The sequence below is a fragment of the Bordetella sp. N genome (assembly GCF_001433395.1).
GTDB lineage: Bacteria > Pseudomonadota > Gammaproteobacteria > Burkholderiales > Burkholderiaceae_B > Bordetella_C.
Window position 1 is genome coordinate 3,607,168 of record NZ_CP013111.1, and the last position, 15,261, is coordinate 3,622,428.

At 64.1% G+C, this 15,261-nt stretch carries 15 protein-coding genes and 1 tRNA gene; 11 read left to right on the plus strand and 5 right to left on the minus strand.

Annotated features, from left to right (window positions below; genetic code table 11):
* Positions 1–42 precede the first annotated feature (42 nt).
* On the plus strand, positions 43–1,074 hold the full coding sequence (locus ASB57_RS15390; RefSeq protein WP_057653016.1) for a low specificity L-threonine aldolase: 1,032 nt from the start codon (positions 43–45) through the stop codon (positions 1,072–1,074).
* 148 nt (positions 1,075–1,222) lie between these two features.
* Positions 1,223–1,927: an SDR family oxidoreductase gene (locus ASB57_RS15395; RefSeq protein WP_057653017.1), complete on the plus strand. Its 705-nt coding sequence runs from the start codon at positions 1,223–1,225 to the stop codon at positions 1,925–1,927.
* A gap of 33 nt (positions 1,928–1,960) precedes the next feature.
* On the opposite strand, the gene ASB57_RS15400 is transcribed toward ASB57_RS15395, so the two are convergent.
* Positions 1,961–3,415, minus strand: a complete 1,455-nt coding sequence (locus ASB57_RS15400; protein ID WP_057653018.1) for a phospholipase D-like domain-containing protein — start codon at positions 3,413–3,415, stop codon at positions 1,961–1,963.
* A 205-nt stretch (positions 3,416–3,620) separates the two neighbouring features.
* Between ASB57_RS15400 and ASB57_RS15405 the strand changes: the two genes are divergently transcribed.
* Both ASB57_RS15405 and fabZ read left to right on the plus strand, forming a co-directional pair.
* Positions 3,621–3,696: transfer RNA gene (locus tag ASB57_RS15405), tRNA-His, on the plus strand.
* Positions 3,697–3,956: 260 nt separating this feature from the next.
* The gene (gene fabZ / locus ASB57_RS15410) at positions 3,957–4,418 is read left to right on the plus strand and encodes a 3-hydroxyacyl-ACP dehydratase FabZ (protein WP_057653019.1); all 462 of its coding nucleotides are present in this window, start codon (positions 3,957–3,959) and stop codon (positions 4,416–4,418) included.
* 46 nt (positions 4,419–4,464) lie between these two features.
* Here the strand turns inward: fabZ and ASB57_RS15415 are convergent, their stop codons facing one another.
* Positions 4,465–4,953: a hypothetical protein gene (locus tag ASB57_RS15415; protein WP_156414180.1), complete on the minus strand. Its 489-nt coding sequence runs from the start codon at positions 4,951–4,953 to the stop codon at positions 4,465–4,467.
* 204 nt (positions 4,954–5,157) lie between these two features.
* Between ASB57_RS15415 and ASB57_RS15420 the strand changes: the two genes are divergently transcribed.
* The 3 genes from ASB57_RS15420 (at position 5,158) to ASB57_RS15430 (ending at position 7,478) form a co-directional block, all read left to right on the plus strand.
* Complete coding sequence (locus ASB57_RS15420) at positions 5,158–5,514, plus strand: hypothetical protein (protein ID WP_057653021.1); 357 nt, start codon at positions 5,158–5,160, stop codon at positions 5,512–5,514.
* Positions 5,515–5,697: 183 nt separating this feature from the next.
* Positions 5,698–6,705 (plus strand): tripartite tricarboxylate transporter substrate binding protein, encoded by a 1,008-nt coding sequence (locus ASB57_RS15425; RefSeq protein WP_057653022.1) that lies wholly within the window; start codon positions 5,698–5,700, stop codon positions 6,703–6,705.
* On the plus strand, positions 6,702–7,478 hold the full coding sequence (locus ASB57_RS15430) for a class II aldolase/adducin family protein (protein ID WP_057653023.1): 777 nt from the start codon (positions 6,702–6,704) through the stop codon (positions 7,476–7,478). The genes ASB57_RS15425 and ASB57_RS15430 overlap by 4 nt, the downstream gene beginning before the upstream one ends.
* Positions 7,479–7,492: 14 nt before the next feature.
* Here the strand turns inward: ASB57_RS15430 and ASB57_RS15435 are convergent, their stop codons facing one another.
* The 3 genes from ASB57_RS15435 to ASB57_RS15445 form a co-directional block, all read right to left on the minus strand.
* On the minus strand, positions 7,493–8,833 hold the full coding sequence (locus tag ASB57_RS15435) for an MFS transporter (RefSeq protein ID WP_057653024.1): 1,341 nt from the start codon (positions 8,831–8,833) through the stop codon (positions 7,493–7,495).
* A gap of 161 nt (positions 8,834–8,994) precedes the next feature.
* Positions 8,995–9,969, minus strand: a complete 975-nt coding sequence (locus ASB57_RS15440) for a LysR family transcriptional regulator (protein WP_197424724.1) — start codon at positions 9,967–9,969, stop codon at positions 8,995–8,997.
* 98 nt (positions 9,970–10,067) lie between these two features.
* Positions 10,068–10,856, minus strand: a complete 789-nt coding sequence (locus ASB57_RS15445) for a putative hydro-lyase (protein WP_057653026.1) — start codon at positions 10,854–10,856, stop codon at positions 10,068–10,070.
* Positions 10,857–11,018: 162 nt separating this feature from the next.
* Between ASB57_RS15445 and ASB57_RS15450 the strand changes: the two genes are divergently transcribed.
* From ASB57_RS15450 to ASB57_RS15465, 4 genes are all read left to right on the plus strand, one after another.
* The gene (locus ASB57_RS15450) at positions 11,019–11,780 is read left to right on the plus strand and encodes a hypothetical protein (protein WP_057653027.1); all 762 of its coding nucleotides are present in this window, start codon (positions 11,019–11,021) and stop codon (positions 11,778–11,780) included.
* Between the two features lie 351 nt (positions 11,781–12,131).
* Positions 12,132–13,433: a CmpA/NrtA family ABC transporter substrate-binding protein gene (locus ASB57_RS15455; protein ID WP_057656177.1), complete on the plus strand. Its 1,302-nt coding sequence runs from the start codon at positions 12,132–12,134 to the stop codon at positions 13,431–13,433.
* Between the two features lie 16 nt (positions 13,434–13,449).
* The gene (gene ntrB / locus ASB57_RS15460) at positions 13,450–14,295 is read left to right on the plus strand and encodes a nitrate ABC transporter permease (protein WP_057653028.1); all 846 of its coding nucleotides are present in this window, start codon (positions 13,450–13,452) and stop codon (positions 14,293–14,295) included.
* A 4-nt stretch (positions 14,296–14,299) separates the two neighbouring features.
* Entirely contained in the window at positions 14,300–15,244 is a 945-nt protein-coding gene (locus ASB57_RS15465; protein WP_082621627.1) for an ABC transporter ATP-binding protein, read from the plus strand.
* Positions 15,245–15,261 lie beyond the last annotated feature (17 nt).

Here is a 15,261-nt window from a genome sequence, read left to right on the forward strand (position 1 = left end):
TCGACCAGGCTTTACAGGCTTTACAGCTTCAGGAAGACACTCGTGATCCCGAACTTTCGCAGTGACAACATCGCTACCGCCCATCCTGACATCCTGCGCGCCGTTGCCGAGGTAAACCAGGGCGCGGCTGCGGCCTATGGTGACGATGAATACACCGTCCTGATGAATCGGAAGTTCTCCGAGTTCTTCGGCAAGGACGTGGTGGTGTTTCCGGTGTCGACCGGCACGGCGGCCAATGCCTTGTCATTGGCAAGCTGCGCGCGGCCTTACGGCGGGATCTACTGCCACCAGGACGCGCACATCCACACGGCGGAGGGCGGCGCCACCGAAGCCTACACGGGCGGAGCGAAGCTGATTCCCCTGCCCGGGCCCGACTTTAAATTGGCGCCCGAGGTCTTGGCGGATGCCTTGCGGCATGCCGAGCGCGGCGTGCGCAATCGCCCGCAACCCGATGCCGTGTCGATTACGCAGGCCAGCGAATATGGCACGGTGTACGGCCTGGATGACATCGCCGCCATTGGCGCCGCCGCGCGCGAGGCCGGCATCGTGTTCCACATGGACGGCGCACGCTTCGCCAATGCCCTGTCGACCCTGGCCTGCACGCCGGCGGACATGACCTGGCGGCGCGGGGTGGACATCCTGTCCTTCGGCTGCACGAAGAATGGCGGCATGAATACCGAGGCCATCGTGGTGTTCAAGCAGGCGCTGGTCGAGCCGCTGTCCTACCACCTGCGGCGTGCCGGACAGACCTGGTCCAAGATGCGGTTTTCCGCCGCGCAGTTGATGGCGTATATCGACCACGGGCTGCTCCTGCAGTTGGCGGGCAAGTCCAACGCCCTGGCGGCGCGCCTGGGACGGGAGCTGGACACGCTTCCAGGTGTCGAACTCGTGGCGCCGGTGCAGGCCAATCTGGTGTTCCTGCGCCTGCCGCAGACCGCGATCGACAAGCTGGCCGAAGCTGGCGTGCGCTTCGCGCGTCGGCGCGGGGGCATCATCCGCCTGGTGACGCGCTTCGATGGCGATGACGCGGAAGTGGATGCGATGGTGGCATTGACGCGGGCGGCTCTGGCCTGATTTTCAGGAAGTTATACACGCCGCTGGGTTTTCGTCAAAACACCGATACGCAAGGTCTGGGCGCTGCCGTTTAAACTGAACGGCTTGTTCCGTGCGCCTGGTCCACCACGTGGCCCTGGGCGGCCGGAATCCAAAAGGAGCCTATCGAATGACTATTGAAAAAGTAGCCGTGATCACGGCGGGTGGCAGCGGCATGGGCGCCGCGTCGGCACGACGGCTGGCGGCTGATGGCTATCACGTCGCCATCCTGTCCTCGTCGGGCAAGGGCGAAGCTCTGGCGGCCGAATTGAAGGGTATCGGCGTGACGGGTTCGAACCAGAACCCGGACGATCTGGCCAAGCTGGTGGACCGGGCCGTGGCCAAGTGGGGCCGCGTGGATGTGCTGGTGAACAGTGCCGGTCACGGGCCCAAGGGGCCGTTATTGGATCTGACCGATGAAGACTGGCACAAGGGCATGGACACCTATTTCCTGAATGTCGTGCGCCCTACCCGTCTGGTCACGCCCCTGATGCGGCAGCAGAAGTCCGGCGTGATTCTCAACATTTCGTCTGCGTGGGTTTTCGAACCGTCGGACATGTTTCCCACGTCGGCGGCCTTCCGCGCGGCGTTGGCGTCCTTCACCAAGATCTTCACGGACAACGAAGCGAAGAACAACATCCGGATGAACAACGTGCTGCCGGGCTGGATCGACAGCTTGCCGAAGACCGAAGCGCGCCGTTCGGCGGTTCCGATGCAGCGCTACGGCACCAGCGAAGAAATCGCCGCCACCATCGCCTTCCTGGCCTCCGACGGCGCCGCTTACATCACCGGCCAGAACATCCGCGTGGATGGCGGCTTGATGCGCAGCGTTTGAGGGCTTGATCACCGCCTGGCCACCTGCGCTGCTTCAGAGGTACGGCGTGGCCAGCCAGATGATTTTGTTGCGCAGGCGCTTGCTGAAAGGCAGGGCTTTCAAGGCTTCCAGGGTTTGCGGCTTGGCGGTGGCGATGGCGGCGTCGATGCGGGCGCTGATCCAGGACGCGATGGCGCGGTCGTAGATTTCAGTGTCCAGTTCGAAATTCAAGCGCAGGCTGCGCGGGTCCAGGTTGGACGAACCCGTGTACGCCCAGGCGTCGTCGACGCTGAGCAGCTTGGAGTGGTCGAAAGCACCGCTGGTGCGCCAGACCAGGCAGCCGTAACGGATCAACTGGTCGATCTGCGCCATCATGGCGTAGTCCACCAGACGCAGGTTGTTCTTGCCGGGAATGACGATGTCGACCCGCACCCCACGCCGCGCGGCGGTGGCCAGGGCGCCGATCAAGGTCTGATCAGGCAGAAAATACGGCGACTGGATACGGACGTGCCGCTGCGCCACGGCCAGCGCGCCCAGCAGCACGTCATGCGTGCTGTTGATCGACCGGTCGGGCCCCGACGGCACGCAGCGCACCGCGGTGTTGCCGCGCGCCACCAGGTCGTGATGGAACCAGTCCGGGCCGGTCAAGGATTCCTTGGTCGTGAAATCCCAGTCATGCGCGAACACCGACTGCAGCTGGGCCACGATGGGGCCTTCGTAGCGGAAGTGCGTGTCGCGGTTGGTCTGGTCGAGCGACAAGGCCCGCACGAAGGCCGCGCGGATGTTCATGCCGCCGGAAAAACCGATGCGGCCGTCCACCACCAAGATCTTGCGGTGACTGCGCAGGTTGGCGTAGGGCATGCGCAGCACGCCCATGGGATTGGTCATGAAGCGCGCGGTCGGCACGCCATTCTTCTTCAGCAGCCGCACGATGGGCGGGTGCGAATAGCGCGCGCCCACGGCGTCGATCAGCACGCGGACTTTCACGCCACGGCGGTGCGCTTCGATCAGGGCCTCGGCGATCTCGCAGCCGATGGGATCGTGATCGAAAATATAGCTTTGCAGGGCCACGGTCCGCTCGGCGCCCCGGATGGCCTGCAGCATGGCCGGATACGCTTCGTCGCCGCCATCCAGGGGCTGCACCAGGTTGCCGCCCAGCAGCTGGAAGCGGCTGATGCAGTTGGTCAGGGTTTTCAGGGAGGCGAACTGCGGCTCTGTCAGGGGCACGACATCGACGGGTTCGGCCTGCGGTTCCCGGGCGTAATAGACCATGGCTTCGTCGCGCTGCTGCGAGACCATGGTGAAGCGGATCCGGTTGATCCCCGCGACGAAGTAGGCGGCCGCGCCGAACAGCGGCGAGAACAGCGTCAGGCCGACCCAGCCGATGGCGGCGCGCACGTCCCGCTTGGTCATGGCCGCGTGCACGGCGGCGCCGATGCCCGCCACGGTGCTGACGGTAAAGACGATATGGGGCCAGTAGGCGGTCAGCAACTCGTGCAGGTCGGTCATGCGCTCGTGGTCGGAGGGTGGACGGGAGTTCGGGCGGGCGAGCGCGAATGACGGCCGGTCACCCCGGCTGCCCCCGCCCCACGTAGGCAGCAGGATAGCAAGCCTGGCAGCGCCGTGACCCGGTCCCGGGAGCCGCGGCAATAAAGGAAATGGACGACTGGAAACTTCTTTAAAAATCGTGCTAGAATCTCTTCTCTTTGCAGCGGTGGCTGTAGCTCAGTTGGTAGAGTCCTGGATTGTGATTCCAGTTGTCGTGGGTTCGAGCCCCATCAGCCACCCCACCGAATATGTTAAGAATCAGGCACTTGGAGCAATCCAAGTGCCTTTTTCTTTGCCTGTCGATGGTGGCAGGAATCGAAAATGGTGGCATTCTGAATGTTGCCTGCGTGGATACTTGAGATAGCCAAGAGTAAGCGTTTGACCCGATAACGCGACCTGAGCCTCAATCCGTGTCAGACTCCGCCCTTTCCCCTGTTCGAGTGTGGCGGTTTATGTTTCCAAGCCAATGCGCTTGCGCAAGTCGTATTGCCGGAGTGCATCGTTGGAATTGAACATTACCGAGATCATGGCGAAGCTGCCGCATCGCTTTCCCATGCTGCTCATCGACCGCGTGCTTGAGATGGTTCCTCAAGAGCGCATCGTGGCCATCAAGAACGTCTCCGCGGGCGACAGTTTTACCCACGGCATCGACAATGGCGCCGCGCCCATGCCGGGCACCCTGATCCTGGAAGCCATGGCGCAAGGGGCCGCCCTCTTCTCCTTCGCGGAAGCAGGCGCGGGCAAAGACGAACACGAGCGTCCCGAAGACGCCGGCGCCGTCTATTACTTCCTTGGCGTGGATGACGCCAGTTTCCACCAGCCGGTGATCGCGGGCGATTGTCTGCGCCTGGACGTGCGCGCGCTAAGGCTGAGCCGTTCCATCTGCAAATATAAAGGGCAGGCCTACGTCGGCGACACCCTCGTCGCCGAAGCCACGCTGCTCTGCGCGATCCGCGCGAAATAGCGCTGGTCTAGCCAGCGCGTCCGCCCTGACGATACGAATCAGCGGTTCAACCGCCGTTGAGGAACAGCTTGTCGCAGTAGCCGCCGAACAAGTCATAGGACACGATGTTCTTGTTGGCGTCGGTGGTGAACGACATATGGCAGGCTTCGCCTTGCTGCGTGTAATACCCCGTCGGCGCGGTATTTTCCTGATAAATCGGAATCTCGCCCTGACCGCCGCCCGCCGGCAGCACCGTCACCAGCGTGCTGCCTGTCGACTGCGTGCCGGTCTGGACGAAACGCTGGTGCTGGGTGGAGCCGTAGCGGCTCCACGTATGCACATAGCGGGGATTCTGCGGCGTGCCGATATTCGGATAGGTCGCCGAGCCACCTTGGTGATCCTCGGGACCGAACTGCGCGACCACCCCGCTGAGATTCTGGCCGACCATGCTGTGCGCATAGCGGTCCATTCGATTAGCGGGCGGGTGATAAACGCAACCACCCAGCATGAAGAAACCCAGGGCGGCGGAACAAACGGACAACGTGCGGCGGGTCATGAGCTTTTCTTCGTGAAGCCGGAAAGCGCCGATTCTATTTGCCGCCCTGCCCAGACAGAAAATTGTCAGGGCAAGGAAATGTAACGGTACACCTTCGAGTCCGCGCTATGGATATCCAGGTACACGATGGACGAAATACGATCCTGGTCACAGCATCACGCTATCGGCCATAATCGATTCCACCACTCAGTGCGGACGCTCTCGATGCCGACACCGGAAACGCCTCGCGACGAATCAGTGCCCGCACGCAGCCCCCGGCCGCGCGATCTGCCACAGGGTTTTCGGGCCGGATTGATCACGGCCATTACGGTGTTGCTGGGCTTTTCGCTGGGTTTCCTGCGTTACTGGGGCCTGGACGAGCCGGGCGAATGGAGCGCGCTGTCGGTGATGCCGGGAGTGGCCCTGTTTCTCGCCACCCTGCTGCAGATTCTCACGCTTTACCGGGCCCTCCGCCTGGAGGATGAAGCCGAGGATGAATACCGGAAAACCGTACGCTGGTTCATCGCGTCGGCGCTGGTGCTGCTGTTGGGGCTGACAGCGGCGTTGTGGGAAGCTGCGTAACCGACCTCGGAACGAGCGTGAGAATCCGGCAGGCCACAAGCAGGGCCGCCGCCGTCACGTCTTCGGCTGCCCCTAAGCGCCCCTTTATGCATTCCAAATACCTCCGCGCGGCGCCGGCACTTATCATCGAGCGGCCATAGAGCAAAGCCGGCTGGCAATCAGCCAAAAAAAAACGGAGACAAAATGCAGACCATACGCGGCCTCGCCACGCGAGCGCTGGGCATCCTGTTGTCCTGTACGGCGCTCGCGCTGCCCACCGCGTACGCGACAGGCAGCGCGCCCCAAAACGATTGGCCGCAAAAACCGGTCACCCTCTACATCGGCTTCCCACCCGGCACATCCACCGACATGGTGGCGCGCCTCCTGGCCGAACAGTTCAGCAAGCGCTGGGGCCAGTCCGTCATCGTGGAGAACAAGCCCGGCGTGGGCGGCAGCCTGGGGGCAGCCCAGGTATCGCGCATGCCGCCCGACGGCTACGCGCTGCTGCTGAGCGCATCGGGTCCCATGAGCATAAACCCGCATATATACGCCGACGTGGGCTACGACAGCGCCCGCAGCTTCGCCCCCATCACGCAGACCACCTGGCTGCCCTACGCCCTCGTGGTCAAGCCCGATTTCAAGGCGAAATCCTTGCAGGAACTGATCGCCATGGCCAAGGCGCAGCCCGGCAAACTGAACTACGCCAGCACCGGCGTGGGCACCAACAGCCATCTGATCATGGCCATGCTGCAAGCCAAGACCGGCATGAAACTGACCCACGTCCCCTACAAGGGCAGCGCGCAAAGCCAGGCCGACATCATCGGCGGCAACGTGGACATGACCTTCGACACGCTGGCGTCGGAGTTGACCATGATCCAGAGCCACCGCCTGCGCGCCCTGGCGGTCAGCAAAGGCACGCGCACCGATCTGGCGCCCGACGTGCCGACCGTGGCCGAGCAGGGTTTCCCCGGCTTTGAAGTGGGCGCCTGGCTGGGCCTCTTCGCCCCCGCCGGCACGCCCGAAGCCATCGTGCGCAAGGTATTCGACACCACGCAGCTGGTGATGGCCGATCCCGGCGTGCGCGAAAAGCTGGTCGCCCTGGGTTCGGAAGTCCGTCTGAGCAAAAGTCCGGCCGAATTCGCGTCCATGATGAAGCAGGACTACGCGATGTGGGGCCAACTCGTCAGCGATACAGGAGCCAAAGCCCAATGAATCAAATCCGTCACCCCCAGCCTGAACGTCCCCTGGGCATCAACGATTCCGAATGGCAGCTACGCGTCGACCTGGCCGCCTGCTACCGCCTGGTGGCCGTCTTCGGCATGAGCGATCTGGTCTACAACCACATCACGGCGCGCATTCCCGGCACCGACGATGAGCTGCTGATCAATCCGTACGGCATGATGTACGAAGAGATCACGGCATCCAGCCTGGTGCGCATCGACATCGAAGGCAATGTGCTGCACAACCCGAACCCCGAATTCGGCGTCAACCAGGCCGGCTACGTGATCCACAGCGCCGTGCACAGTGCGCGCCACGACGTCGGCTGTGTCATCCACACGCATACCCGCGCCGGCATGGCCGTGTCGGCCATGGAGTGCGGCCTGCTGCCGCTGACACAGACCTCGATGCGCTTCGCCGACATCGCGTATCACGACTATGAAAGCGTGGCCATCGACGTGGACGAACGCGCGCGCCTGGTGCAAGACCTGGGAAACAAGGAAGCGATGGTCCTGCGCAACCATGGCCTGCTGGTCGCCTGTCCCAGCATCGCGCAGGCCTTCAACAGCATGTACTGGCTGGAAATGGCATGCAAGGCGCAGGTGGATGCGCTGGCGGGCGGTGTCAAGCTCACCACGCCGCCGCAAGCCGTCGTCGACAAGACCTGCCATCTTTACAAGCCCACCACACGCCGTCCCTTCGGCGAAATGGAATGGCCGGCCATGTTGCGCTATCTGGATCGTCGCGATCCAAGCTTTCGCAGCTGAGCCGGCTCACCCCATCAACGGTTCACCAGTTGCTTGGGCAGACGATAGGCCAGGATGGCCCCCACCACCGCGACAGCGGCGATGACGTAGACGCCGCCGGCGGTGGACTGGGTGGCATCTTTCACGATGCCCATCATGTACGGGCTGACGAAGCCCCCCAGGCCGCCCAGCGAATTGATGACGCCGATCGCGGCCGCCATGCCGACACCGCCCAGGAAGATGCTGGGCAACATCCACATCATGGTGGTCGCCATGTATACCCCCGCCGTGCCTACCGTCAACGCGGCCAGTGCGGCAATCGGGCTGCCGTGCAGCAAGGCACTGGCCGCCAGACCCGTCGCCGACACAAGAAATCCGAAGATCAAATGCCAGCGCCGCTCCAGACGCCGGTCCGACGACCGCGCGATCAGATTCAGCGCGATGGCGCCGGCAAGAAATGGGATCGCCGACAGCAAGCCGATGATCAAGGGATCCTGATATCCCAGATCCTTGACGAGGCTCGGCAGCCAGAAACTGACGCCGTAATTGCCGATGGCCTGGCATATGCACAAAGCGACCATGGCCCAGACGCGGGGGTCCCGCAGCATGACAGGGATCGAAGCATGAAAACCGCCCATCCCGTCCTTGGCCCGCGCATCGGCTTCCAGGTCCGTCCGCACGAGCTGCTTCTCCTCGTCGGTCAACCATTTGGCCTGGGCCGGCTCGTCCGTCAGCAACCACGGCACCATCAGCGCCATCACGACCGACGGGAAGCCTTCCATGATGAACAGCCACTGCCAACCCGACAGCCCCGACGCATCGTGCATGCTGTGCATGATCCAGCCGGACAAGGGCGCGCCCACCACGCCGGACAGCGGAATCGCCGCCATGAACAGTCCCAGCATGCGCCCGCGCACCCGCGAGGGAAACCAGAAGGTCAGGTACAGGACGATGCCCGGAAAGAACCCGGCCTCGGCCGCGCCCAGCAGGAAGCGCAATACATAGAACTGCGTGGGCGTCTGCACGAAGGCGAAGCCCATCGACAGCAGGCCCCACAGCAGCATGATGCGCATGATGGTCTTGCGCGCGCCCACCTTCATCATCCAGACGTTGCTGGGCGCCTCGAATAGCAGATAGCCGATGAAGAACAGCCCCGCGCCGAAGCCGTACGCCGTCTCGGAAAACTGCAGGTCTTCAAGCATGCGCAGCTTGGCGAAGCCCACGTTCACGCGATCGAGATACGCGAACAGGTAGCAGATGATGAGAAAAGGCAGAACCTTCCAGGCGATCTTGCGATACACGGCCTGGGATGCGGGTTCCATCGCATCGCTGCGCGGCGCGGTCGCGGATTGCGCCACGGCTGCTGCATTTGGCATGTCATTCCCCTTGTGATGATCCGTAGTTCCGGGTGGCGCGCCCATGACGGCACGCTCCATGACTCGGATGTTGATTCAACGCCGCCCCGTGCCGCGGGACGTGTCGCATAGCTGACGATGCGTGTTTGATTATGCCGCGCAAGGGGACGCGGCAACGACTGTCATTTTTTATCGGATGGATCAAAAACCTGGATCGCGCCGCCGCCATCGCGGACGGCCGCTTCCTGCGCCAACGCGCAGATCGAGCGCTTCAAGGCATTGTTGGAGGTGCCATCCAGATAAACGGCGTAATAGTCCAGCCGCGGCAAGGTCACGGACGTATCGAGCACTCGCAACGCGCCGGAATCGATCGCGCCCTGTACCAGCACCGTCGACAATGCCGCGATGCCGCGGCCGGCATGCACCATGTCGATGATGGTCTGCACGGAGGAGACGCCCCAGATCCGGATATCGGACAAGCCCAGGTCCTCGCGAATGCGCGCCAGCACATTGGTGCTCAGCAGCGTATACGCCGGCCACGTGATGATGGGATAGCGGGAGAACAGCTCGTCATCCGGCCTGCCCGCGTGATCGCTGTCGTTGTCCGGGCAAGCGGCCGCCTCGCCCTGCTGCGGCGCCACCGGCGGCAGATCCCGCGCGACCACGAAGCAGATTTCGTAATCGCAGAGCTTGACGCCGTGCACGCCTTCATTGGGTATCGTCTCGGTCATCAAGGCCAGGTCGATGTCCTGCGCCAGCAGGCGCTGCCGCAACTCCGGCGAATTGTCGACGGCGATGTCGATGATCAGATTGGGATATTTGCCGTTGATGTCCTCGATCAGGCTGGACAGCCAGGTTCGCACCAGCGTTTCAGACGTACCGATGGTGAACTTGCCCCGCAGCGCGGCAGGCTGCGCCACCGCCGCCAGCAACTCCTCACGCACCTTCAACAGGCGCTCGGCGTATTCGACCAGCAGCGCGCCACGGGCGGTCAAGGTGGCGCGGCGGCGATTGGCGTCGAACAGATCGACGCCCAACTCCTGCTCCAGCTGGGCGATACGGGCCGATACCGCGGGCTGGGTCGTATGCAGCTTGGTCGCGGCCGCGCGAAAGCCGCCCAGCTTGGCGACCCAGTAGAAGGTTTCGAAAGTCCGCAAGTCCCGCATATTTCCCGCACGCCCCCATAAGTTCGCGCCGCCTGCACGCAAAAGCATGCAGGCGGCGCGGATTCATTCTAGGCGCAAGGATCGCGCGGCTACAACACGGCGAAATCCGAATTGCGTAAATCGGTAACCAGCATATGGGCCGGCGCATGCGTGATGCAGAAATCCAGCCCGGCCGCCTCGACCACGGCCTGGGGCGTTACGCCGCAAGCCCAGAACACGGGCAGCTCGCCTGCCTCCATCGGCACGGCCGTCCCGTAGTCCGGCTTGTCGATGTCCGCGATGCCGATCGCTTCCGGCAGGCCGATGTGGACCGGCGCCCCGTGGACCGCGGGCATGCGCGAGGTGATCTGGATCGCGCGGATGGCGTCGGCAGGCTTGAACGAACGCATGGACACCACCATGGGGCCGGAGAAAGGCCCCGCCGGCGTCGTCGGAATCGACGTGCGGTACACCGGCACGTCGCAGCCACGCTCGTGGTGGTGCAGGGTCAGGCCGGCGCGCAGCAGCTCATCCTCGAAAGAAAACGAGCAGCCCAGCAGGAAGGCCACCAGGTCGTCGCGCCAGTATTCCTTGATATCCGGGACTTCCCGCTCCAGCTTGCCGTTGCGCCAGATCCTGTATTTAGGCAGATCGGTACGAATGTCGATGTCCTTGCCCAGGGTGGGTAAGCGCCAATCGCCCACGTCCGAACTCGCCAGCAACGGACAAGGTTTGGGATTCAACGAGCAAAACCGCAGAAAATCCGTGGCCTGCGCGGCTGGCAGGATCGCCAGGTTGGCTTGGACATAGCCCGGCGCCAGCGGCGACGTCTGCGTGGTGTGTTGGCGCGCGCGTATCAGCTGACGCGCTTCATATCCCGTGCTTGCGGCGGTGCTCACCCTGCTTCCCCTTGTGGCTTATATGGAGAAATCATTATGGGCAGGCGTCCAACCTTGGGCCAACTCTGATTTTGGATCGCGGCAAACAGAAAAAGTGATCAAGCGCGCATCCCGTGCCGGCGTCTGGTGCCTATACTCTGGCGTCCAGCCCCGGAGCGAGCCATGACCCACGCACTCATTGCAGTCGGCATCTTCGTTTTGGTAACCGGTAGCGCCTGCGTCGGGCTGTATCTGCGCAGCCGCCTGCCCGAACACCATGTCAGCACCGCATCGACCGATGCCATCAAGCTGGCCACGGGCCTGGTGGCGACACTGGCGGCGCTGGTGCTGGGCCTGCTGGTCTCGTCGGCCAAGAACACCCTGGATACCGTCAACGGCGAACTGGTCCGCAATGCGGCCCACTTCATGCAGCTGGACCGTCTGCTGGACGCCTACGGCGAACCGGCGCGCGCACTGCGCGCCGACATCGTGCGCGACTACGCGGAAGTGGTCGACCTGCTGGCCGCCAACAGCAGCGGCGAGACCAACCAGTTGGCCGCCCAGGACCGTCTGAAACGCCTGGCCGACTACCAGACCCGCCTGATGGCCCTGCCCGCGACCGACGACACCCAAAGGCAGATGCGCGCGCAGGCCGTGCAGTTGCAGGGGGATATCGTCGCCACCCGCTGGCTGGTGCTGCTGCAGCGTGAAGGCTCCGTCTCGGTGCCGCTGATCATCGTGCTGGTGCTTTGGCTCATCGTCATCTTCATGGCCTTCGGCCTGCTGTCGCCGCCGAACGGCGCCGTCATCTGCGGGCTCTTCCTGTGCGCGCTATCGGCCGCCGGCGCCATCTTCCTGATCCTGGAGATGGACCGGCCGCTGGACGGCCTGATCCATATCTCCGTCACGCCCCTGCGCGACGCGATCACGCACCTGCAACGCTGACGCACCGGCCTTCCGGCCGCTTGCTGCGACGCACCAGCGTGGCGCAGATCATCGCGCACGCCCGCACCATCCTGTGGCGGCAGACCGGCGGCACGTCTCGACCAAGCGTCAAAACACAAAAGAATAAACAATAAAAACAGTCACTTAGACCAAACACAAAAAGTTGGCATATCGATTGCTTTATCCATGTTGATGGCCCGACAAACGGCCATCGCCGCGATCCGTTCGCGGTACATGGAACAAAGGCGTTCCGCGGCTTCAGGGCTCACCCTGAAGCGCGGGACGCTTTTTTTTCGCCTGGCCATCGCCAAAAACGAAGCAAACAACGCAATCCTCGCCCTGGAGCCTGCAATGAAGCCCGTAGATTCGAAGACGTCCCCGACGACCTCCGCAACGGCCGCCGCCGCCCTCGATCAAGGACGCCGCGACTGGCTGGGCAAGAGCGCCCGCGGCCTGGCCGGCGCCGGCCTGCTGACCCTGGTCGACCCGCTGGTGCGCGCCGGCGCCTGGGCCGCCGGCTCCGACGCGCCCGAAAAAACCGAGGTCAAGATCGGTTTTATCCCCCTCACCGACTGTGCCTCGGTCGTCATGGCATCGGTGCTGGGCATAGACAAGAAGTACGGGGTCAAGATCACGCCGTCCAAGGAAGCCTCCTGGGCCGGCGTCCGCGACAAGCTCGTCAATGGCGAGCTGGACTTCTCCCATGTGCTCTACGGCCTGATCTACGGCGTGCACCTGGGCATAGGCGGCCCCAAGAAAGACATGGCGGTGCTAATGGGCCTGAACCGCAACGGCCAGGCCATCACGCTGTCCGAAAAGCTCAAGGAAGCCGGCGCCATCGACGGCCCGTCCCTGGCCAAGGTCATGCAGACCCAGAAACGCGAATACACCTTCGCCCAGACCTTCCCCACCGGCACCCATGCCATGTGGCTCTACTACTGGCTGGCCGCATCCGGCATCAATCCCATGCGCGACGCCAAGGTCATCACCGTGCCGCCGCCGCAGATGGTCGCCAACATGCGGGTCGGCAATATGGACGGCTACTGTGTGGGCGAACCCTGGGGCGCGCGCGCCATCGCCGACAAGATCGGCTTCACCGCCGTCACCACCCAGCAGATCTGGACCGACCATCCGGAAAAGGTGCTGGGCACCACGGCCGATTTCGTCAAGACCAATCCCAACACGGCGCGCGCCGTCACGGCCGCCATCATCGAGGCCGGCAAGTGGATAGACGCGTCCGTCGCCAACCGCCGCCAGACCGCCGAGACCATCGCCGCCAAGTCCTATGTGAACACCGAGATGTCGACCATCGTCGACCGCATGCTGGGCCGCTACAGCGACGGCCTGGGCAAGACCTGGGACGATCCCAACGCCATGCATTTCTACCAGGACGGCGAGGTCAGCTTCCCCTTCCTCAGCGACGGCATGTGGTTCCTGACCCAGCACAAGCGCTGGGGCCTGGTGAAGGAGCACCCCGATTACCTGGCCGCCGCCAAACAGGTCAATCGCATCGACATCTACAAGCAAGCCGCCACGGCCGCGGGCGCCAGCCTGCCCAAGTCGGAGAACCGCTCGTCCAAGCTGATTGACGGCGTGGTCTGGGACGGCAGCAACCCCGCCGCCTACGCGGACGGTTTCAAGATCAAAGCCTGACATCCGGAGCAGACGCATGAACTCGCCCGCCACCACCATCGCCCCCAGCGCCGCGGCCCTGCCGCGCTGGCGTGAACGCTTCGATGCCCTGTTCGGCTCGCTGCTGCGCGCGGCCGTCGGCCCCGCCGCCGGCTTCGCCGTCTTCGTGCTGGTCTGGCAGGGCGTGGCCCTGCTGGTTCCGGAAATCCCCACACCCGGCAAGACCTGGGACGCGGCCGTCGACCTGTTCGCCCATCCCTTCTATGACAACGGCCCCAACGACAAGGGCATAGGCTGGAACGTGCTGGCTTCGCTGCAGCGCGTGGCCCTGGGCTTCGGCCTGGCCGCGCTGATCGGCATCCCCATCGGTTTCGCCATCGGCCGCTTCAAGGCGCTCAACGCCATGCTGTCGCCCATCGTCAGCCTGCTGCGCCCGGTGTCGCCGCTGGCCTGGCTGCCGCTGGGCCTGCTGCTGTTCAAGGCGGCCAACCCGGCCGCCATCTGGGCCATCTTCATCTGTTCGATCTGGCCGATGATCATCAACACCGCCGTCGGCGTGCAGCGCGTGCCGCAGGACTACCTGAACGTGGCGCGCGTGCTGGACCTGTCGGAATGGAAGGTCCTGACCCGCGTGCTGCTGCCAGCCGTGCTGCCCTATGTCCTGACCGGGGTGCGCCTGTCCATCGGCACCGCCTGGCTGGTCATCGTCGCCGCGGAGATGCTGACCGGCGGGTCGGGCATCGGCTTCTGGCTGTGGGACGAGTGGAACAACCTGAAGGTCGAACACATCATCATCGCCATCTTCATCATCGGCATCGTCGGCTTGCTGCTCGAAGTCATGCTGATGCAGATCGCGCGCCGCTTCACCTACTCCGAGGAATGAGACCATGCAGAAATTCGTACGCATCGAAAGCGTAGGCCAGGTCTTCACGACCCGCAAAGGTCCCTTCGTGGCGCTGCGCGACATCGACCTGACCGTGGCGCAAGGGGAATTCATCAGCCTGATCGGCCACTCCGGCTGCGGTAAATCCACCTTGCTGAATCTGGTGGCGGGCTTGACCCGCCCCACGTCCGGCGTGCTGCTCTGCGCCGAAAAAGAGATCACCGGCCCCGGCCCGGATCGCGCGGTGGTGTTCCAGAACCACTCCCTGCTGCCCTGGATGACCTGCTTCCAGAACGTCTACCTGGGCGTGGAGCGCGTCTTCGGCAAGACTGAAAGCAAGGCGCAGCTGCAAGCCCGCACCCACGCGGCCCTGGAACTGGTCGGCCTGGCGCACGCGCAAACCAAGCTGCCGCGCGAGATTTCCGGCGGCATGAAGCAACGCGTGGGCATCGCCCGCGCCCTGGCCATGGAACCCAAGGTGCTGCTGATGGACGAACCCTTCGGCGCGCTGGACGCGTTGACCCGCGCCCATCTGCAGGACGAACTGCTGAAGATCGTCGCCAAGACCCGGAGCACCACCATCATGGTGACCCACGACGTCGACGAAGCCGTGCTGCTGTCGGACCGCATCGTCATGCTGACCAACGGGCCCGCCGCCACCATCGGCGAAGTGCTGGACGTGCCCCTGGCCCGCCCGCGCGACCGCGTCGAACTGGCCAACGACCCGCAATACCTGGCCTGCCGCGCCGCTGTCGTCGACTTCCTGCATCGACGCCACGGCAACCCGGCCGCCCAGGCGAGCGATCCGGCAACCGCAACGGCGCCGACCGGCATGGTCGACCCGGCCACGGCCAACCAGGCTACCGCGGCTACCGCGGCCGCGCCCGCCGTCGGCCTGCACGTCGTCAGCAGCAAACCCGCCACCGAGCCCCTGCGCCGCGTCGGCTAGACCCGGTCCCACGCCAA